This window comes from Lactococcus sp. EKM203L, from assembly GCF_011800585.1.
Classification (GTDB): domain Bacteria; phylum Bacillota; class Bacilli; order Lactobacillales; family Streptococcaceae; genus Lactococcus; species Lactococcus lactis.
Map to the genome: position 1 here is coordinate 185080 of NZ_JAALEQ010000001.1, position 19519 is coordinate 204598.

Annotated in this window: 22 protein-coding genes; 17 read left to right on the forward strand and 5 right to left on the reverse strand. The window is 34.5% G+C overall.

What is annotated here, in order from left to right; all coding sequences use genetic code 11:
• Window positions 1-22: 22 nt before the first annotated feature.
• The 5 genes from HFD15_RS01060 to HFD15_RS01080 are packed head-to-tail and all read right to left on the reverse strand — an operon-like array spanning window position 23 to window position 3760.
• A complete protein-coding gene (locus HFD15_RS01060) occupies window positions 23-769 on the reverse strand; it encodes an SDR family NAD(P)-dependent oxidoreductase (protein WP_080756625.1) in 747 nt (248 codons plus the stop codon).
• Window positions 766-1059 (reverse strand): hypothetical protein, encoded by a 294-nt coding sequence (locus HFD15_RS01065; protein WP_015426950.1) that lies wholly within the window; start codon window positions 1057-1059, stop codon window positions 766-768. Before HFD15_RS01065 ends, HFD15_RS01060 begins: the two co-directional genes overlap by 4 nt.
• Entirely contained in the window at window positions 1034-1384 is a 351-nt protein-coding gene (locus HFD15_RS01070; RefSeq protein WP_004255217.1) for a hypothetical protein, read from the reverse strand. Before HFD15_RS01070 ends, HFD15_RS01065 begins: the two co-directional genes overlap by 26 nt.
• The gene (locus HFD15_RS01075) at window positions 1381-2529 is read right to left on the reverse strand and encodes an acetyl-CoA C-acyltransferase (protein ID WP_058208161.1); all 1149 of its coding nucleotides are present in this window, start codon (window positions 2527-2529) and stop codon (window positions 1381-1383) included. The genes HFD15_RS01070 and HFD15_RS01075 overlap by 4 nt, the downstream gene beginning before the upstream one ends.
• Window positions 2519-3760 (reverse strand): AMP-binding protein, encoded by a 1242-nt coding sequence (locus HFD15_RS01080; RefSeq protein WP_025016987.1) that lies wholly within the window; start codon window positions 3758-3760, stop codon window positions 2519-2521. Before HFD15_RS01080 ends, HFD15_RS01075 begins: the two co-directional genes overlap by 11 nt.
• A gap of 144 nt (window positions 3761-3904) precedes the next feature.
• Here HFD15_RS01080 and HFD15_RS01085 point away from each other — a divergent pair, with 144 nt between their 5' ends.
• From HFD15_RS01085 to atpA, 17 genes are all read left to right on the forward strand, one after another.
• A complete protein-coding gene (locus tag HFD15_RS01085; RefSeq protein WP_004255224.1) occupies window positions 3905-4474 on the forward strand; it encodes a biotin transporter BioY in 570 nt (189 codons plus the stop codon).
• 5 nt (window positions 4475-4479) lie between these two features.
• Window positions 4480-5451, forward strand: a complete 972-nt coding sequence (locus HFD15_RS01090; RefSeq protein WP_023188526.1) for a biotin--[acetyl-CoA-carboxylase] ligase — start codon at window positions 4480-4482, stop codon at window positions 5449-5451.
• 16 nt (window positions 5452-5467) lie between these two features.
• Complete coding sequence (locus HFD15_RS01095) at window positions 5468-5773, forward strand: CHY zinc finger protein (protein ID WP_012898347.1); 306 nt, start codon at window positions 5468-5470, stop codon at window positions 5771-5773.
• 35 nt (window positions 5774-5808) lie between these two features.
• Window positions 5809-6465: a thiaminase II gene (gene tenA / locus HFD15_RS01100; protein WP_167593254.1), complete on the forward strand. Its 657-nt coding sequence runs from the start codon at window positions 5809-5811 to the stop codon at window positions 6463-6465.
• 379 nt (window positions 6466-6844) lie between these two features.
• A complete protein-coding gene (locus tag HFD15_RS01105) occupies window positions 6845-8023 on the forward strand; it encodes an SLC13 family permease (protein ID WP_012898345.1) in 1179 nt (392 codons plus the stop codon).
• A gap of 172 nt (window positions 8024-8195) precedes the next feature.
• The gene (locus tag HFD15_RS01110) at window positions 8196-8759 is read left to right on the forward strand and encodes a GNAT family N-acetyltransferase (protein WP_004255233.1); all 564 of its coding nucleotides are present in this window, start codon (window positions 8196-8198) and stop codon (window positions 8757-8759) included.
• A gap of 103 nt (window positions 8760-8862) precedes the next feature.
• Window positions 8863-9261 (forward strand): hypothetical protein, encoded by a 399-nt coding sequence (locus HFD15_RS01115; protein ID WP_058208160.1) that lies wholly within the window; start codon window positions 8863-8865, stop codon window positions 9259-9261.
• Window positions 9262-9365: 104 nt separating this feature from the next.
• Window positions 9366-10298: an ABC transporter ATP-binding protein gene (locus HFD15_RS01120; protein ID WP_004255238.1), complete on the forward strand. Its 933-nt coding sequence runs from the start codon at window positions 9366-9368 to the stop codon at window positions 10296-10298.
• Window positions 10295-11656, forward strand: a complete 1362-nt coding sequence (locus HFD15_RS01125) for an ABC transporter permease (RefSeq protein WP_039115830.1) — start codon at window positions 10295-10297, stop codon at window positions 11654-11656. The genes HFD15_RS01120 and HFD15_RS01125 overlap by 4 nt, the downstream gene beginning before the upstream one ends.
• A gap of 59 nt (window positions 11657-11715) precedes the next feature.
• Window positions 11716-12363, forward strand: a complete 648-nt coding sequence (locus HFD15_RS01130) for a ComEA family DNA-binding protein (protein ID WP_010906131.1) — start codon at window positions 11716-11718, stop codon at window positions 12361-12363.
• Window positions 12344-14554 (forward strand): DNA internalization-related competence protein ComEC/Rec2, encoded by a 2211-nt coding sequence (locus HFD15_RS01135; RefSeq protein ID WP_058208159.1) that lies wholly within the window; start codon window positions 12344-12346, stop codon window positions 14552-14554. Before HFD15_RS01130 ends, HFD15_RS01135 begins: the two co-directional genes overlap by 20 nt.
• A gap of 284 nt (window positions 14555-14838) precedes the next feature.
• A complete protein-coding gene (locus HFD15_RS01140; protein ID WP_058208158.1) occupies window positions 14839-15615 on the forward strand; it encodes an alpha/beta hydrolase family protein in 777 nt (258 codons plus the stop codon).
• Between the two features lie 184 nt (window positions 15616-15799).
• Window positions 15800-16015: a F0F1 ATP synthase subunit C gene (locus HFD15_RS01145; protein ID WP_004255250.1), complete on the forward strand. Its 216-nt coding sequence runs from the start codon at window positions 15800-15802 to the stop codon at window positions 16013-16015.
• Between the two features lie 44 nt (window positions 16016-16059).
• The gene (atpB, locus tag HFD15_RS01150) at window positions 16060-16773 is read left to right on the forward strand and encodes a F0F1 ATP synthase subunit A (protein WP_004255255.1); all 714 of its coding nucleotides are present in this window, start codon (window positions 16060-16062) and stop codon (window positions 16771-16773) included.
• Window positions 16774-16787: 14 nt separating this feature from the next.
• On the forward strand, window positions 16788-17294 hold the full coding sequence (gene atpF / locus HFD15_RS01155; RefSeq protein WP_010906128.1) for a F0F1 ATP synthase subunit B: 507 nt from the start codon (window positions 16788-16790) through the stop codon (window positions 17292-17294).
• Window position 17295: 1 nt separating this feature from the next.
• Complete coding sequence (locus HFD15_RS01160; RefSeq protein ID WP_012898339.1) at window positions 17296-17823, forward strand: F0F1 ATP synthase subunit delta; 528 nt, start codon at window positions 17296-17298, stop codon at window positions 17821-17823.
• A 186-nt stretch (window positions 17824-18009) separates the two neighbouring features.
• Window positions 18010-19512 (forward strand): F0F1 ATP synthase subunit alpha, encoded by a 1503-nt coding sequence (gene atpA / locus HFD15_RS01165; RefSeq protein ID WP_004255265.1) that lies wholly within the window; start codon window positions 18010-18012, stop codon window positions 19510-19512.
• The last annotated feature ends 7 nt before the right edge of the window (window positions 19513-19519 follow it).

A 19519-nucleotide genomic window follows, 5' to 3' on the forward strand; every position in this document is an offset into this window, starting at 1 on the left:
TTAATTCTCTTTCTATACCTTATTAAAGTTTATGAAATGTAGGTTCTTGCCAATAGCCAATCTCAGAGCCGTTAACGGAAAAAATTTTGCCTGTCATTTCGCTTTCAATTAAATCAATAATAATAAAATTAGCGACATCAGAGCTTGAACCCATTTTCCATTCATCAGGGATATTCTGACCATAAGTTTCTTTTAAACTTTTTAATACTGGTAGAGTCATATCAGTTAAGGCAGCAGGAGAAACAGAATTTACTCGTATCATACTTTTTTGCAATTCTTTAGCTAGTGTTTTCGTAAAAGCAATGATGCCGGCTTTGGACGCCGCGTAGTTTGCTTGCCCAAAGTTACCAAATAAAGCTGATTTTGAAGTTAGTGTAATGATTTGTCCACCTTGATTGATTTTATCAAGCAAAGCGTGAGTACTATTAAATACACCAGTCAAATTGACAGAAATGACTTCATCCCAAATTTCTGGGCTCATTTTCTTAAAAGTACTATCAGCAGTAATTCCAGCATTATTAATTAGAATATCAATATCCTTTATTAATTTGGCTGCATTAGCAACGCTAGAGCGATTAGAAACATCTAGTGGAATAGCTTGGATTTCTGTTTTGGGAAATTTTTTTTTCAATTCTTCAGCTCTACTTTTTAAACTAAGTGGGTCACGGCCAGTTAAAATGACTTTGTGATTGGCCTGAGCAGCTTTCTGAGCAATTGCCCAGCCGATTCCCCTTGTTGCACCGGTAATCAAAATTGTTCGTTTGTTCATTGCTTCCATTCTCCTTTTAGGATTAATGTTTGATTTCTGTCAGTAATTTGAAAAGCGTTTTGATTAAATATAAAACAAAAGCGTTCATTCAAATAGGCTGGTGAGCAGAAATTTGCTTTTAAGTATGATAAAGGCACAGAATAGAACTCTTGATACATCTCTTCTAAAATAAATAATAAAAAATTTCCAGGTATAATGGGATTTTTACCGTAGTGTAAAGAATTGGTATCTTTAACTGATTGAAGATAATCAATTAAATCAGCCTTATTGATTTTTTTGTATAATTTCATTCCAGGAATCCTCAGATAATAGACTTAGGTTAATTTGTGCCAATAACTTTGTATTGCTAGTTATTTCAAGACTTAGATTGATTATATATTTTTTTGAATGACGAGTGATGTGTTCACTTAGTAAATAAAGTTTCAGTTTATCAAATGAATAATTAGAAGATGGATAGCGAATAATTTCTTCGGATAGTAACCAATTTTCTCCATTTTTAAGACTGTAGGGAATTCCTTCTAATTCTTGCCACAATTGTGGAAGTAAGGAGAGAAAATTTTTTTGGCCCTCTAATTTAAAATGTCTTGGAAGACTTTTTTGAGCGATTAAAATCATTTTTGATACCAGTGATTACCTATCAGTACACTGATTCCCATACCTCCAGCTACGCACAAAGTTGCGATGCCAAGACATGGTTTTTGCACTTGGTTTAGGCGATTTAAGAGTCGAGAAATTAGAATGCCACCAGTTGCACCGTAAGGATGACCAAATGCAAGGGCACCACCATAAGCATTTAATTTTATATCATCAAGCTTAAAATAATTTTGGAATAAAATGGCCTGACTGGCAAAGGCTTCATTTAATTCGATAGCCTCAATATCATTAAGTTTAAGGTTAAATTTCTGTAAAAGTTTTTCAGTTGCTTTTATTGGGCCTAATAAGAAATCTGATGGAGATAAAGCAATAGTTGTTTGTCCTAAATAATAGCCTTGAAAATCAAAAGGATTATTAGTGGATGACAATATGATTGAAGAAGCACCATCGTTTATTGGGCAAGAGTTTCCAGCAGTGGCTGTTCCGTTAGTGGTAAAAGCAGGGGTTAATTTGCTCAAAGCTTCCATTGAGGATTTAGGGCGAACAGTTTGATCGCTACTTATTGTAAATTCTTCATCTTGATAGGGGAAAACTTCATTTTCTAAAAGTTTTCCTTCAATAGCTTGAGACGCTTTTTTATGACTATTTAGAGCGTAAAGGTCTTGAACACTACGAGAAATATTGTATTTTAGGGCTGTCATATCGGCAAGTGTTCCCATGTCGAAATCTTCATAGGGTTCAGGAGCCGTTTTAAATCGCTTAATTGGCTGATAACTCTCTGAATCAAGAACAATATTGGCTTGAGATGTGCTTTCTACCCCTCCTGTACAAATAATGGAAGCTTCACCAGAAATAATGTAGTTTGCAGAGCTAATCATAGCTGTCAGTCCAGAACCGCACTGCTGGTCAATTGTAAAAGCTGGGACCTGGCTAGAAAATCCTGCTTTTAAGGCACAACGTCGAGCTAAATTTCCTCCTTGATTAGTCACATTTCCCAAAATAATATAGTCAATATCAGCTTTTTTGAGAAGTGGATTTTTATTAAACTGTTGTTTAATTAGATTTTGATATAAAGTTTCAGGAGAAATTTTTTTATAAAAACCATTGATTTCTCCTATAGGTAAACGGTTTGCTGCTATGATACCGACGGGATTTTTAAAGCTCATGATAGACACCTCTAAAATATTCTTTTTCTAATTCTTTTCTAGATATTTTTTGATTTTTAGTAAAATTAAGAGTGGGAGTTTCTAAATATATTTGAGGAAGTTTGTATTTAGGAAGTCTTTGAGCTAGTATTTTGATTAATTTCTCTTTCTCGATAGGATTTAAGAGTAGTAGAGCAATTTTTTGACTATATCTTTCATCAAAAACTCCAAAAGCGATGCAGTCTTCACATAAATCTTTTGCCATACGCTCAATTTCTTCTGGAAAAATTTTATTTGCACCATGCTCGATAATGTCAGACCGACGTCCAAATAAATAAAGATGATTATTTTTTAAGGTTCCTAAATCATCAGTTGTCCATGATTGTGGATAAGGTTGATTAAGATAGCCAGAAAATAAATAAGGACTTTTAACTGTAAGACGATATTTTGGTCCTAAAGTGAGCTCTACGTGTGGAAAGAGTTTTCCTACAGATGATGTTTTTTTACCATCATTAACTGCTTGCCATGAAATAAAACTTGTTTCAGAGCTTCCATAAAACTCAATCATTTGAGTTTGCGGAAGTTTTTTTCTTACTTTATTAATTGCCTCTGGGCTGAGTGTTCCTCCACCTAAAAAAATAATCTCTGGAGAAGTTAAAGCAAATAATTCATTGAGGTTATTTAAGAGGTAGGTTGGGACGGTAAAGAGAGCATAGTTTTCCGTAATATTTATAAATTGTGAAGGATTTGTAATTGCTAGGAAGGTTTTTCCTAGATATAAAGCACACATGAGTGTATGAAGTCCTAATGAAGTAGTGAGTGGGCTAGTAGTTGCAAGAGCTTGTGAGTTGCTCAAATGAAATAAATCATCACAAACTTCAAAACCCATTTTCCAAGATTCCCAGTTACGATAATAGATTTTGGGCGGTCCAGTTGTCCCAGATGTGCTTGCTAAGAACAAAGTATCCTCAGGGATAAGTCCGAATTCAAAAGACTTTTTCTTAAAAGATTTATCCACGACAAGTGGATAATTTCCACTTTCGATAATTGCGAGAAAATCAATAATAAAATTCAAGGGACTATCATTTATTAGAGTAATAACAGTTTTAGAGGAGTGGCTATAATCTGTTAATTTTCTTTGTATTAAATCATTGATTTGTTGGTAGCTATATGAAATTTCGTCTATTTTAAGAGCTGGATAATCAGTAAAAAGTGCGGCCAGTTTTGAAAAATTAAATTTATTTTTTTCCATCTAAAATTTTCCTTTGTGTGAATAAAAAAGCAAATAATAAAATTAACAGTTAACCTAAATTTGATTTTAGGGTTACTATTTGATATGATATCAGTATAATAAAAAATTCTTTTATTGTAAAATATAAAATCAGGAGTAGCAAATATGACTAAGAATCAAAAAGTCAAAACATTAACGTATTCAGCCTTTATGACTGCATTTATTATTATTCTAGGATTTTTACCAGGAATACCAATTGGTTTTATTCCTGTCCCAATTATCTTGCAAAATATGGGAATAATGATGGCTGGGGGACTTCTTGGCCCCAAATATGGTACAATTTCGGTAGGAGCATTTCTTACTTTAGCTTTAATTGGCTTACCTGTTTTAACGGGTGGAAATGGCGGAGCAGCGAGCTTTTTAGGGCCTTCGGGAGGCTACCGAATGGCTTGGCTTTTTACACCATTTTTAATAGGTTTTTTCCTTAAGAAATTGCAAATTACAGCTTCAAAGAATTGGATTGGAGAATTAATCATTGTTTTAGTGTTTGGAGTTATTTTTGTTGATCTAGTCGGAGCAATCTGGCTATCTATTCAATCTAATATTCCATTAATTACTTCGTTGATTTCTAATTTAGTTTTTATTCCTGGTGATTGTATCAAAGCCATTTTGACTGTTCTTATCGTGCGACGTCTTAGAAAAGAAGGAGGCTTTGAAATGTATTTTAGAAAGTGATAATTATGCGAACAACAAAACAATTTGTCTTGTTAAAACTTCTTCAACAAAAAGGAAACTGGGTTTCGGGTGATGAATTAGCTGAGGAGCTAAAGCTTAGTCGAGAAAGTATCTGGAAAGCAATTAATACTTTAAAGCGCAAGGGCAATCAAATCGAAAGTCGTAAAAATTTGGGCTATAAGTATGTTGGAAATAATTCATTAGATGAAGATACGATAAATTTTTATAGTGGAATGAAATTTGAAGATAAAATTTTTGTTTTTGATGAGGTGACTTCTACGCAAGAGTTAGCGAAGCAATATTTGTCTTCACATGAGGTCAAACAACCTCTTATTTTTGTTGCAAATAATCAAACGGAGGGACACGGTCGGCGTGGCCGAAATTTCTATTCTCCAAGTGATACTGGATTATATTTTAGTATTATTTTACCCAACCCCAGTCATGATATTTTGAAAATAGGATTATTGACGACAAGTACGGCTGTGGCCGTTGTCAAGGTCCTTGAACAATTTTATAAAGATAAAAACTTTCAACTCAAATGGGTTAATGATATTTATTTGGGGACCTATAAAGTTGGCGGAATTATCACTGAAGCTGCTTTAGATTTAGAATCAAGCTCTGCTGGAAATTTCATTATGGGAATTGGCTTAAATCTGTCAACAAAAGATTTTCCAGCAGATTTATCCGAAAAGGCTCAGGGAATAAATCCTGAGTTTAAGATAGACAGAAATCAGCTTTTAGCAGAAATGGCTAAAGAAGTGATAAATAATTTCGCAAATTATAGACAGCCAGATTTAATTGATGAGTATCGAAAGAGGTCATTGTTGTTTGGTAAAAATGTGACTTTAAAATTGGGAACAAAAGCTGTTAATGGACAAGTAGAAGGAATTTCTGATGACGGAAGCTTGATTTTAAAAGCAAAATCAGGAGAATTACAAACTTTTAAAAGTGGCGAAGTTGTGAAAGTTGATTGGTAATGAAAGGTGAATTTTATTGCGAGAAAAAATCTGGGGGAAAGTGATAGATGAGGAAGGCAGGTGTACTCATTATCATCAAGAAAATGATATTGTCGCCCTAAAATGTTCAGACTGTGAAAAGTATTTTTCTTGTTATCATTGTCACGATGAATTAGAGAATCATTTATTTAGGGCTACTGATAAAGAAGACTTTCCAGTACTTTGTGGCCATTGTGGAACAAAATTAAATTTTAATGATTATTCGCGAGGAGAGTGTATCAAGTGCAGCTCTGCTTTTAATCCAAATTGTCATCGACATTGGCAAGTTTATTTTAATGAATAGGCATATGTTTTTAATATTATGAAGGAAGAAATGAAATGTTATTTACTGAATTAGCAAGAGAAAAATCATCAATATTTTGGGAAAGAAGTTTTGAGCATCCTTTTATTCAAGGATTAGTGAGTGGAGAATTAGCTCCTGAGGTTTTTCGCTATTATTTGTTGCAAGACCGTTATTATCTTGAACATTTTAGTAAGTTATATTTTCTTATTGCCAAGAAATCTGCTAGTGAAGAGATTCAAGCGCATTTAAGATTAAATGCCGAAGAACTAAAAAATGGAGAGATTTTTGTTCGCGAGGGATTTTTTAAAGAATTAGAGATTGGTGAACAAGAAATTTTAGAAACGCCGGTTGCTCCCACTGCTTATCATTATGTTTCTCATATGTATCGTCAGCTTATTGATGGCTCTGTTAATAGTGCAATTGCGGGAATGTTGCCTTGTGCTTGGCTATATCATGAAATTGGTTTACGATTAATTAAGGTGGGGTCGCCCAATCCTTTGTATCAAAAATGGATTGAAACCTATGCGAGTGAAGAAGCTACCGTCCAAATCGCAAAAGAGTGTGATATTATTAATCGGCTTTATCAAGAAAGTGATGAACAAGAGCAAGAACAGATGCTTGAGGCTTTTTTGATTAGTAGTAAAATGGAGGCTGATTTTTGGGAAATGACTTTGGTCTTAGAAAAATGGTAGTTGAAATTTTTCTGTAAAAGTTAAAAAGTCTTATATGACTTCTAATATAAAAAAAGATTAAATCTATTTCAGTTAATTCTTGCAAACGGATACACAAAATGATAAAATATATTTATCCTTATAGGAAAGCGTTTACCTAAAAGTCATGGTTACGTAAATAAGCTATAGCGAGTAGCTTAATTTCTTTCAAATCCCTCCTAGTCAGGGGGATTTTTTGATGAAATTTTATATGGAATATATAGATAATAAATGTATTTTCTACTTGAAAAAGTCCCTTTGAAATTAATTTACTTTTATATGAGAAAAAGCTTGTCACTGTCATCTTTAGATGTTATAATTTATTGTGGTGCAAAATTTTATATGCTAGTTAGGAGAAGTAGTGGAACATTCAGCTACTCAGCGCGAATCCCAAAAAGTATGGACGGCCATTAAAAATTGGTTTCTAGTGGACAAAGTTTTTCTGATTTCGTTTATTATTGCAATTATTGCCATTAGTTTGGGTGGAGTGACAACGCGTTTCTTTAATTATCACGTCATCGTTACAGTTTCAGGTTTGATGCTTGTAATTGGTGGTTTTAAAGAAACAGGTTTGTTACAGTATTTGGGACAATCCTTAGTTAAAAGAAGTACAACAACGCGTCAGCTCGTTCGATTTACGACGCTACTTACCTTCTTTTTAGCCGTTTTTTTTACAAATGATTTAACAATTTTGACGGTTTTACCGCTCTATTTAGCGATTACTAAAGAAATTAAAAACCGAAAGTCAGTTTATATTGGAGCAGCATTGATTGTTCCAGCCTGTCACATTGGTTCTGCCTTACTTCCGCAAGGTAATCCGCATAATCTTTATTTGTATTCTTTTTATAAAGTAGCAGCACATCATGGTGGTGCCGCTTTAACTAATTTGGACTTTTTTAAAGGAACAGGCGCTTTATGGATTTTGGGTTTATTGATTTTGATGATTGCTTGTCAATTCATTGATAATGAGCCTTTGGTGATTGAAACTAAAGTGACGCAATTTAATAAAGTTGAAACTTCTATTTTTGTTGTTTTGATGTTATTGATGGCAGCTTCGGTTTTTGGCTATGTGAATTTTTATCTTGCTGGAGCAATTGTTGCTTTGGTTGTATTAATCTATCGTCCGAGACTTTTTAAAGGAATTGATTATCATCTTTTATTTACATTTATCTTTTTCTTTTTGATTGTAGGAAATATTGCTAATATCAGTGTGTTGACTGATTTTATCAGTAATACTTTAGTTGGACCGCAGGCTTCTTTTTTAGGAACTGTGATTATGAGTCAATTTATCTCTAATATCGCGGCCCCAATTTTGATTTCTCCGTTCACTCCTCATGCTGTTTCTTTGGTGCTTGGAGCTGATATTGGGGGAATTGGTACAATTGTTTCGTCAATGGCAACGCTGATTGCTTACAAAGTTATTAGAATGAATGCGCGTGGTGAAACGCGAGGATTTGTAAAATATTTTACAATTGTAAATGCAGGATTTGTTGTGATTCTAACTTTGATTGGTTTAGTCATTGTGACAATTGTTGGTTAAGATGTAAAAGTTGGAGCATCCAGCTTTTTTATTATGGAAAATTTTTACTGACAGAGCTGTCAGTAATTTTTTATTTATCTCTGATAAAAAAATGTTAAATAAAAATGTGTAGAAATTTCTGTCAGTAATTAATAAATGGTGTATAATAGTTAAAAATGTAAAGGAGAAGGAAATGGAGTTTAGATTAGCGAAAAAGTCTGATGCTAAAAGACTTTTAGAAATTTATAAACCTTATGTTGAAAAAACTGCCATTACTTTTGAGTATGAAGTCCCAACGATTGCAGAATTTGAAAAGCGAATTGAAAAAATAGGAAGTCGCTATCCTTATATTGTGGCGATTGAAAATGACAAAATCATTGGTTATGCTTATGCTGGCGCTTATCGAGAACGGGCGGCTTATGATTGGGTGGTTGAATTATCAATTTATTTAGATGAAAATGAACGGCAACATGGCGCTGGTAGTGCCCTTTATCAAAAGTTACTGACAGCTTTATCGGTACTTAATTATCAGCGTGCTTATGCTTGTATTACCTATCCAAATCCAGCAAGTGTTGCATTTCATAAAAAATTTGGTTTTGAACAAATTGGACTTTTTCCAAAAGCGGGTTATAAGTTTGAACAATGGTATGGTATTGTTTGGTTAGAACGCTCTCTCCAAACTACTGATAAAGTTACTGCGATAAAATTACTGACAGATTTGTCAGAGAATGAACTAGAAAAAATTTTGGCTAATTAGTCAAGATTTTTTATTATTTTATTGAAAAAGTAAAACATTTTGTATTTGGTAAGAAAAATATTAAAATAAAATTAAATAAATTAAAAGTAGAAAGGAAGAAAAAATGAACAAATTTATCTGGTCCATTTTTATCCCCGTCCTGATTTTTGCAGGACTATTGACAGTTATTGGTTTTAGCCTTGAGAGTCGGCATTTTTACTGGCTTCAATCTGTTGAGCTCATTTATCTTTTTGGAAGTTTAATCTTTACTTTTGCTGCTTTTTGGATTTGGCATCTGGGGATAAAATCTCGGAAAATGAAAAGCTTAAAAGTTTTGTGGCTCATTCTGAGTTTAGTTTTTCTAATTGACTTAATCAACACAGGAGTTTATTTAGCTCAGGGGCAAGGATGGCTGTGGGGTATGAGTAGTTTTAGTTCTGCTGGACCTGCTTTTTTTGCAAGCATGCTCCTTTTGATCCTAAGTTTTTTAGGATTTAGAGGTCAAATGAAGAAAGAAAATTAAAATGACAAAATTAAGACATTTTTTGTCTTACCTAAGAGGGAAAAGGAGGTTAAAAGTGAAAATAAAATGATATAATTAGAAAAAAAGGAAGAGTAAGGAAAATTATGACATTAAAGATTGACAAAGTTCGAAAAAGCTTTGGTGATAAAATCGCTGTTGATAATCTCAATATGGTTGTTAAACCAGGTGAAGTTATGGGCTTAATTGGTCAAAATGGTGCTGGGAAAACAACGACTTTTCGGATGATTCTTAATTTTATATCAGCTGACCAAGGGAAAATTACTTGGCAAGATGGACCGATTACGCAAGAAATCAAGCAAAAAATTGGTTTCTTACCCGAAGAACGTGGTCTTTATCAAAAGATGACAGTTGAAGACCAAATTCTTTATTTTGCGGAACTCCATGGAATGAAACGAGCAGATGCCCGGATAAAGCTACAAGACTGGATGAAACGTTTAGAGGTCGTTGGTAAACCAACCGACAAAGTTCAAACCCTTTCTAAAGGGAATGCCCAAAAAATTCAATTCATTGCCACTTTGATTCATGAGCCTGAATTTTTGATTTTGGATGAGCCATTTACAGGGCTTGACCCAGTGAATACAGAACTCTTGCGAAATGAGATTAAACGGAGTCGTGATAAGGGAGCGGCGGTTATTTTCTCTAACCATAATATGAGTGATGTTGAGCTTTTATCTGACCATTTGTTAATGCTAAAAGGCGGTCAAACAATTTTAAATGGAACGGTTGAAGCCATTCGAGCTTCTTATGGCCGTACCCGTATTTATTTGGAGTCTGATCTGCCCAATGAAGAGCTCTCTGTAATTACAGGAGTTGAATCAATTGAAAAAAGAGGAAGTGGTCGTTCAATAAAAATATCTGAGGCAGAAGTTGGACGTGAAATTTTCCAAAAAGTGGCTAAAGATGGCTATGTTCAAGCATTTGTTCAGTCTCCACCGTCACTAGATGAAATTTTCCGAATGGAAGCAGCTGAGAACAATCAAGAAAATTTAAGTGCAAGAAGTGAGGAAATAAAATGAAAAATCAAACTTGGCTTGTTGCAAAAAATATTTACCGAAGTCGTGTCAAAGGAGTGGGCTTTTGGGCACTTGTCCTTTCACCATTTTTGCTAGGAGCGATTTATTTAATTATCGGTTTAGTCATCAGTAGCGGGGCTAATCAAAGTCCAAAAATGGTTGTAGTCGATAATCCTGCTCTAACTCAGATTCTTTCTAAAAATGACACTTTAAAAGCAGATATTCGTAACGAGTCTTCTTTAGATGACGCTAAAAAAGACCTTTCTTCCGGAAAAATTGATGGATTTTTAACCGAAGATAATGGAGCTTATACCATTGTCACTGATAATAAATCAAGTGTCAAATTTGACCAATCAAGTTTTCAAACTGCACTGACTCAAGTTAATATTTCAAAAACAGCACAACGTCTCAATCTGTCAGCCGCCGATGTTCAAGAACTTCTTAGTCCAGCTAAGTTTACAATGAAAACACAAACAAGTTCTGGACAAAAGTCAACAGGTGATGGACAGACTGGCGCGAATATTGCAATTGGCTCCATTGCCTCGATTTTAATTTTCACATTGATGATGATGTATGTGGGAATCATCGGACAGGAAATTGGTAATGAAAAATCTAGTCGAATTATGGAGACGTTACTCGCGGCCACTAGCTCAAACGTACAGTATTATGGGAAAATTATTGGTGTAATTCTACTATTAGCGACTCAGCTTGGAATTTATGTGCTTGGTTTTGGAATTGCTTATCCTTTTATCAAAAATTTAGATCAGATTAAAGCAATTGGTACCATGCTTTCAGGGATTACTTTCGGTTTCGGAATTTATTTGGTAGCCATGTCTTTAATTGGGATTTTAGGTTATTTAATTCTCGCGTCAATTGTGGCATCTCTGGTTAATGAACAAGCTCAGGTGCAACAAGCTACTCAGCCAATTGCTTTTTTAGCGATGATTGGTTATATTGGGGGAATTGCTGGCTCGACTGTTCCGGGGAATATTGTTTTGAAAGTTCTTAGTTTTATTCCATTTATCAGTCCAACATTGATGACTAGCCGACTGGCTATTCAATATTCAACAACGACAGAAGCCTGGATTGCTCTTGGATTACAACTTTTAGCAACACTTGCCATAGCAAAAGCGGGTGAGAAAATTTATGCGCGAAATGTTCTTTCTTACAGTGATGAAAAAATTATGAGTCAACTTTTTAAAGGACTGACAGGTCGAAATTCGAAGAAAAAAACAACTGACAAACTGGTCAGTGAAAATGGTGAAAAGAAAAATCCATGGCGGAGAAATTCTCCACTGCGTCTGGCTCTTGTCATCATTATCATTCTAATAATTTTGGCTTATCGATTCATCTTTAAATAAAAAATATTTTATAATTCAACTCTTGGAAACTTTCCAAGAGTTTTTTCGTATATAAAAGTATGGATAAGATTTTAGAAAAAGTAAAAGAATATTGGAAAATGATTGTTTTAGTTGTTTGTGGGCTCATTGCTGGTGGGATTTTTTACGTTTTAACCAACGGTCAAAAGCCAACTACAAATCTGTCAGTAGAAAATTTAAGTTCTGTCAGCAGGCAAAGCTCTGTCAGTAAATTTAGTGAACCTAATGAAAAATCTGTCAGTAAAATTATGGTTGATTTAAAAGGTGCGGTAACAAAGCCTAATGTCTATCAAATTTCGTCAGATGAACGTCTAGTTGATCTAATTAAGGAAGCTGGTGGTTTTACTGACCAAGCTGACCAGAAATCAATTAATCTGTCAGCAAAATTAAAAGATGAAGAAGTAATTTATGTCCCAAAAATTGGTGAAAATTCAAGCACAGAAAATACTGATAGCTCTGCTAATTCGGTCACTAGTCAAGTCTCAACAACCACTGAAAAAATAAATATCAATCAAGCAGATTTGACTGAACTACAAAAATTAACAGGTGTTGGTCAGAAAAAAGCTCAAGACATCATCGATTTTCGGACGAAAAATGGTGATTTCAAATCACTTGAAGACTTGGGAAAAGTTTCCGGTTTTGGAGATAAAACACTAGAAAAATTGAAAGATGAGTTGTGTTTTGAATAAAATTCCTTTGATATTTTTAGCTTATCTTTCTGTTATCTTGTATTTTTTAATCTTCAATTTTAATTTACTTTGTCTCATTTTGTTCATTTTTTCAAGTTTACTTGCCTCATATAGAAAATATTATTTAGTCATCCCATTTTTATTAGTTATGGGAAGTTTTTTCTTAGTAGTAAAAATGGATACGATTAAGAATAGTGAAAATCAGCCAACCACTCTTTCCAAAATTACAATGATCCCCGACACTATCCAAGTTAATGGTGATTTACTAAGTTTTCAAGGAAAAGAAAGAGACCAAAATTATCAAGTTTACGAGACTCTAAAAAGTAAAAAAGAACAAAAATTTTATCAAAATCTAAGTCAAAATTGTCAGCTGAGTTTCACAGGAAACCTTCAAATTCCAGAAAAACAAAGAAATTTTAATGGATTCGATAATCAAAAGTATTTAGCGAGCCAGGATATTTATCGGCAAATTACGATTGATAAAATTAATAAAATAGTTTTAAACGACACTTTTGACCTCCGTGTTTTAAGACGAAAAGCAATTGTCTGGTCACAAACTCATTTTCCAAAGCCAATGAATGATTATATGACTGGCTTACTTTTTGGCTTTTTAAGTAAAGATTTTAATCAAATAGGAGACATTTACAGTTCATTAGGAATTATTCATCTTTTTGCCTTATCGGGAATGCAAGTTAATTTTTTCATTGATTGGTTTCGTAGAATTATTCTTCGACTAGGAATAACGAGAGAAAAATTAAATATTTGGCAAATTCCCTTTTCAATTTTTTATGCATTTATGACAGGATTTTCGGTTTCAGTATTACGAGCTTTATTTCAAAAAAATATTCGTCTAAATCCTTTAGATAACCTAGCAGTGACAACCTTTCTTCTGATGATTGTCAGTCCTAAATTTTTACTGACAACAGGAGGACAACTAACTTTATTTTATGCTTTTGTCATTTCAATGATTAATCATAAATTTTCAGAACTAAAAGGAATAAGAAAATTACTGACAGAATCATCAGTGATTTCTTTGAGTGTTTTACCTTTACTCATTTTGGATTTTCATATCTTTCAGCCTTTTTCAATTTTACTGACGATTGGCTTTGGCTTTTTATTTGATGTAATCTTATTGCCTTTACTATTAGGAACTTTTCTCTTGTCTCTAATTGGCTATAATTTTAATATAAATCATATTTTTCAAATTCTAGAATGGCTAATTCATGAGGTTGATTTACCCTTACATTATCCTTTGGTTTTAGGGAATCCCCGGCCAATTGAATTATTAATCTTATTTTTCCTAATCGGTTTGTTAATTGATAATCTCTTTAAGAAAAGAAGACAAATAATTTTTGCTGGCCTAATTGTTTGTAGTTTTTTTATTTGTAAAAATCCAATTTACCCCAGTATCACAGCAGTTGATATTGGTCAAGGAGATAGTATTTTTTTGCAAGATAAATTTAATAAAGAAACAATTTTGATTGATACAGGCGGACGATTAGCCCTTCCGCAAGAAAGTTGGCAAAAACCTCAAAGTCAAACAAATGCCGAAAAAACACTCATTCCATATCTTGAATCTGTTGGAGTAAGTCAAATCGACCAGCTCATTTTGACGCATACGGACGCTGACCATGTTGGAGATTTTTTGAATTTAGCTGATAAAATAAAAATAAAAGAAATTTGGGTTAGCCCCGGTGAACTGACAAATAATCATTTTGTAGAAAAATTGAAGAAAGCAAATATTGCGATTCACATCAGTAAAGTTGGAGATAAAATTCCAATCTTTGATAGTGCTTTACAAGTTTTATCAAATGGTTATACAGGAAAAGGGGATAATAATGATTCTATCGTGACTTATGGAAATTTTTATCATACAAAATTTCTATTTACAGGGGATTTAGAACAAGAAGGAGAAAAAGAACTGCTCAAGAATTATCCTAAATTGAAAGTTGATGTCTTAAAAGTAGGTCATCATGGCAGTAAAACAAGTTCAAACTCTGACTTTATTAAAGAAATTAATCCCAAACTTGCCCTCATTTCGGTTGGAGAGAAAAATCGATATGGACATCCCAATCAAGAAACTTTAGAAACATTAAAAAAAAACCAAATCAGAATACTGAGAACCGATCAAAAGGGAGCGCTTAAACTAATGCAAATCAATCAACAGTGGCGAATCCAAACAGTTAGATAAATGAAAGGAAAAAGTGAGCAAAAGACATCTATAAAATGTTACAATAAAGAAGACGTTGAAGGCCTGTAGAAACGTAAAAATACTACCATTATTTGATTTCTAATGTACCCCAAAAATAAAATGGAGTAATGACTTCACAGCGCACACTTTGAAAAAAAGTGAAAGAAGGTCAGAATAAAAGAGAAAGGAAATTTCAAAATTAAGGGATTGAAGAAAATCCACTTTTAATAGGTAGAGAGTTGTCAACAAATGACAACAACATAAATTTATTAAGGAGATATTTTATGGCAGTAATTAATATCGAATACTATTCAGAAGTTCTTGGGATGAATCGAAAAGTTAATGTTATTTATCCTGAATCAAGTAAAGTGGAAGATTTTACCCAAACAGATATTCCGGTGCTTTATCTTTTGCATGGAATGAGCGGAAACGAGAATTCTTGGATAATTCGTTCAGGAATTGAACGATTGATTCGGCATACTAATTTAGCAATTGTCATGCCCTCAACGGATCTTGGTTTTTATGTGAACACCACATATGGTATGAATTATTTTGATGCGATTGCTCATGAACTTCCCAAAGTAATTAACAATTTTTTCCCAAATCTATCCACAAAAAGAGAAAAAAACTTTATCGCTGGTTTATCAATGGGAGGATATGGAGCTTATCGTCTCGCATTAGGAACTGACCATTTTAGTTATGCGGCTAGTTTGTCTGGCGTTTTGACTTTTGATGGAATGGAAGAAAATTTCAAAGAAAATCCAGCTTACTGGGGAGGAATTTTTGGAAATTGGGAAACTTTTAAAGGGTCAGATAATGAAATTTTATCTTTGGCAGATAGAAAACAAGAAAACAAACCCAAACTTTATGCTTGGTGTGGGAAACAAGATTTTCTTTTTCCAGGAAATGAATACGCGACAGCCGAGTTGAAAAAACTAGGTTTCGATATTACTTATGAAAGCTCAGATGGCGTTCATGAATGGTATTATTGGACCCAAAAAATCGAATCTGTATTAAAATGGCTCCCAATAAATTATAAACAAGAAGAACGCTTGAGCTAATCTAAAAAATTTTCTCTGTTTATTCAGTACAAAATTTAAAAATTTTGTCTATCAAACGCTTACAAAGACAAAAATGAGAGAAATGATGAAATTCTCATGCTTGTCTTTGACAAAAACTACGAATAGTAGTAGAATTTCTTAGTAAAATAAATTTGCGAAATCGCAATATAGAAAGAGGTCTATAATGACAATTACACTTGCCGCTCTTGGAGCAATTGCTATCGGTCTTGCAGCACTCGGAGCCGCTATCGGTGATGGACTTATCGTTTCAAACTTCCTCCAAGCCGTTGCACGCCAACCAGAACTTGAAGGAAAACTTCGTGGTTCAATGTTCATGGGTATTGCCTTCGTCGAAGGTACATTCTTCATCGCCCTTGCTATGGCATTCCTTTTCCGTTAAAATTTTTCTCAACAAAATTTTAAAAACAGAAAGGAAGAACAGGTATGGAATCAACATGGACCTTTAATATTGGGCCAATTCCATTTGATGGAACAATCACAGTAATGACTTTTGTGACTGTCCTCATTGTGTTCGGTCTGGTATTCTGGGCGAGTCGCAATATGCAGCTCAAACCCAAAGGTAAACAAAATGTTCTTGAGTGGGTTGTTGATTTTGTCAATGGAGTTTCCAAAGATAACGTCGGCCCTCATGAAGCACCACGCTTTGCGCTCATGAACTTTACCCTCTTTTCTTTCCTTCTTATTGCCAACTGCATTGGGCTAGTAACCAAAATTAGTACGCCAGGTGATGTTTCCCTTTGGAAATCACCAACTGCAAATCCAACAGTCGATTTGACTCTTGCACTACTTGTTGTTGTAATGTCAAATACACTGGGTGTACAAAAATTCGGTTTTAAAGGTTACCTCAAAGTTGCCTTCTGGAAAGATCCGAAAGGTCTTCTTCCAATGAATATTCTGGAAGAATTTACAAATGCACTTTCACTTGGTTTACGGCTTTATGGGAATATCTTCGCGGGTGAAATCATGCTTGGTCTTATCGCCGGTATGATTCAATCAACCATGTGGATGCTTCCAGTTGCGTGGATTCTTGAAGTTGCATGGATTGGCTTTTCACTTTTCATTTCAGCCCTCCAAGCTTATGTCTTTGTCCTTTTGACAAACTTGTACATTAGCCACAAAATTATAGCAGAACATTAAGAAAGGAGTAGAAATTGTCAACATTATTATTAGAAGCTGCTCCGAATACCGTTCTCGGTAACATCATCGTTGTATCTGGTGCATTTATTATCTTATTGGTATTGTTGCGCCTCTTTGCATGGAATGCAATTACTAGTGTTTTTGCAAGTCGTGCGAAAAAAATATCTGATGATATCGATGCAGCAGAAGCGAACAACAAACAAGCTGCTGACTTGGTTAAACAACGTCAAGCAGAACTTGCAGGTTCAAAAGAAGAAGCTGCTAACATCATTCAAGTTGCAAACGATACTGCCTCACAAAACCGTGCGAAAGTACTTGCAACAGCAAATGAAGAAGCAACTAGTTTGAAAAAACGTGCGCAAGAAGATATCGAGCAAGAACGCAAAGAAGCTCTTAACACAGTTAAAGGCGATGTTGCGGACATCTCAGTTCAAATTGCTGAAAAGCTTATTGGACAATCATTAGATGCTTCTGCACAACAGGAATTAATCGACTCTTATCTCGCTAAGTTAGGAGAATAAGATGACAAAAGTAAATTCACAAAAATACAGTAAAGCTTTACTAGAAGTTGCCCAAGAAAAAGGACAACTTGAAGCAATTCTTTCTGAAGTTAGCGAAATGATTCAACTTTTCAAAGAAGATAACTTGGCTGCTTTTTTAAGTAGCGAAGTTTATTCATTCTCTGCAAAATCTGAATTGATTGATACTTTACTTCAAACTTCTTCAGAAGTAATGTCAAATTTCCTTAATACCGTTCGTTCAAATGGTCGTTTAGGAGATTTGGGTGAAATACTTGATGAAACTAAAAATGCAGCAGATGATATGTTTAAGATTGCTGACGTTGAGGTGGTTTCAAGCATTGCTTTGACAAATGCTCAGATTGAAAAATTTACAGCTATGGCGAAAGCAAAATTTGACCTAAATGAAGTAACAGTAATTAACACAGTCAATGAAAAAATTCTCGGTGGATTCATTGTGAATTCTCGTGGAAAAATTATTGACGCCTCACTAAAAACACAATTGGCTAAAATCGCCGCTGAAATCCTCTAATCAGGATAGAAAAATTTTCTTTCTCTGCTCAAAACTCAGTGGAAAATTTTTCAAACTCATACTGTTAAACTTTTGAGAACATATAAAGGTGATTTCAAATCTTACCTATCATGCTCAAACGGTATAACTGCAGTTTAAAGCTAAATAGCCTTGAACTAGTAAAAATTTCTAGAAGGGAGCATATTTTTGGCAATTAAAGCTAATGAAATCAGCTCACTGATTAAAAAACAAATTGAAAATTTCACACCAGATTTTGAAGTTGCTGAAACTGGTGTCGTTACCTATGTTGGTGACGGTATCGCCCGTGCCTATGGCCTTGAAAATGCGATGAGCGGTGAGCTTGTTGAGTTTTCAAATGGTGTCCTTGGTATGGCGCAAAACTTGGATGCGACAGACGTTGGTATTATCGTACTTGGTGATTTCCTCTCAATTCGTGAAGGTGACACTGTAAAACGTACAGGTAAAATCATGGAAATCCAAGTTGGTGAAGAACTCATCGGACGTGTTGTAAATCCACTTGGACAACCTGTTGATGGACTTGGAGAACTTAATACTGGTAAAACTCGTCCTGTTGAAGCAAAAGCTCCTGGTGTTATGCAACGTAAATCAGTCTCTGAACCATTGCAAACTGGTCTTAAAGCGATTGATGCCCTCGTTCCAATTGGACGCGGACAACGTGAATTGATTATCGGAGACCGTCAAACAGGTAAAACATCAGTCGCTATTGATGCAATCTTGAACCAAAAGGGTCAAGATATGATCTGTATCTACGTTGCGATTGGACAAAAAGAATCAACTGTTCGTACACAAGTTGAAACGCTCCGCAAACTCGGTGCGATGGATTATACAATCGTCGTAACTGCGTCAGCTTCTCAACCTTCACCACTTCTTTACATCGCTCCTTATGCTGGAGCTGCAATGGGTGAAGAATTCATGTACAACGGTAAACACGTCTTAGTTGTTTATGATGATTTATCAAAACAAGCGGTTGCTTATCGTGAACTTTCACTCTTGCTCCGCCGTCCACCAGGTCGTGAAGCATACCCAGGTGACGTATTCTACTTACATTCACGTCTTTTGGAACGTGCTGCCAAATTATCTGACGATCTTGGTGGTGGTTCAATGACTGCACTGCCATTCATTGAAACACAAGCCGGAGATATCTCAGCTTATATTGCAACAAACGTTATCTCTATTACTGACGGTCAAATTTTCCTTGAAAATGACTTATTCTATTCAGGTGTACGTCCTGCCATCGATGCTGGTTCTTCAGTTTCTCGGGTTGGTGGTGCTGCACAAATCAAAGCCATGAAGAAAGTTGCTGGTACTTTGCGTCTTGACCTTGCGTCATTCCGTGAACTTGAAGCCTTTACTCAATTTGGTTCTGATCTTGATGAAGCGACTCAAGCAAAATTGAATCGTGGTCGTCGTACCGTTGAAGTTTTGAAACAACCATTGCACAAACCATTGGCTGTAGAAAAACAAGTTTTAATTCTTTATGCATTGACTCATGGTCATCTTGATGATGTTCCAGTTGATGATGTTCTTGATTTTGAAACAAAAATGTTCGATTTCTTCGATGCAAATTATGCAGAACTCTTGAACGTGATTACTGAAACTAAAGATTTGCCAGAAGAAGCAAAACTCGACGAAGCAATTAAAGCATTCAAAAATACAACGAATTATTAATAAGGAG

Excerpts from the sequence above, each read along its gene's own strand:
- HFD15_RS01060 (WP_080756625.1), bottom strand. The coding sequence starts at position 769 with ATGAACAAACGAACAATTTTGATTACCGGTGCAACAAGGGGAATCGGC.
- HFD15_RS01065 (WP_015426950.1), bottom strand. The coding sequence starts at position 1,059 with ATGAAATTATACAAAAAAATCAATAAGGCTGATTTAATTGATTATCTT.
- HFD15_RS01070 (WP_004255217.1), bottom strand. The coding sequence starts at position 1,384 with ATGATTTTAATCGCTCAAAAAAGTCTTCCAAGACATTTTAAATTAGAG.
- HFD15_RS01075 (WP_058208161.1), bottom strand. The coding sequence starts at position 2,529 with ATGAGCTTTAAAAATCCCGTCGGTATCATAGCAGCAAACCGTTTACCT.
- HFD15_RS01080 (WP_025016987.1), bottom strand. The coding sequence starts at position 3,760 with ATGGAAAAAAATAAATTTAATTTTTCAAAACTGGCCGCACTTTTTACT.
- HFD15_RS01085 (WP_004255224.1), top strand. The coding sequence starts at position 3,905 with ATGACTAAGAATCAAAAAGTCAAAACATTAACGTATTCAGCCTTTATG.
- HFD15_RS01090 (WP_023188526.1), top strand. The coding sequence starts at position 4,480 with ATGCGAACAACAAAACAATTTGTCTTGTTAAAACTTCTTCAACAAAAA.
- tenA (WP_167593254.1), top strand. The coding sequence starts at position 5,809 with ATGTTATTTACTGAATTAGCAAGAGAAAAATCATCAATATTTTGGGAA.
- HFD15_RS01110 (WP_004255233.1), top strand. The coding sequence starts at position 8,196 with ATGGAGTTTAGATTAGCGAAAAAGTCTGATGCTAAAAGACTTTTAGAA.
- HFD15_RS01115 (WP_058208160.1), top strand. The coding sequence starts at position 8,863 with ATGAACAAATTTATCTGGTCCATTTTTATCCCCGTCCTGATTTTTGCA.
- HFD15_RS01120 (WP_004255238.1), top strand. The coding sequence starts at position 9,366 with ATGACATTAAAGATTGACAAAGTTCGAAAAAGCTTTGGTGATAAAATC.
- HFD15_RS01125 (WP_039115830.1), top strand. The coding sequence starts at position 10,295 with ATGAAAAATCAAACTTGGCTTGTTGCAAAAAATATTTACCGAAGTCGT.
- HFD15_RS01130 (WP_010906131.1), top strand. The coding sequence starts at position 11,716 with ATGGATAAGATTTTAGAAAAAGTAAAAGAATATTGGAAAATGATTGTT.
- HFD15_RS01135 (WP_058208159.1), top strand. The coding sequence starts at position 12,344 with ATGAGTTGTGTTTTGAATAAAATTCCTTTGATATTTTTAGCTTATCTT.
- HFD15_RS01140 (WP_058208158.1), top strand. The coding sequence starts at position 14,839 with ATGGCAGTAATTAATATCGAATACTATTCAGAAGTTCTTGGGATGAAT.
- HFD15_RS01145 (WP_004255250.1), top strand. The coding sequence starts at position 15,800 with ATGACAATTACACTTGCCGCTCTTGGAGCAATTGCTATCGGTCTTGCA.
- atpB (WP_004255255.1), top strand. The coding sequence starts at position 16,060 with ATGGAATCAACATGGACCTTTAATATTGGGCCAATTCCATTTGATGGA.
- HFD15_RS01160 (WP_012898339.1), top strand. The coding sequence starts at position 17,296 with ATGACAAAAGTAAATTCACAAAAATACAGTAAAGCTTTACTAGAAGTT.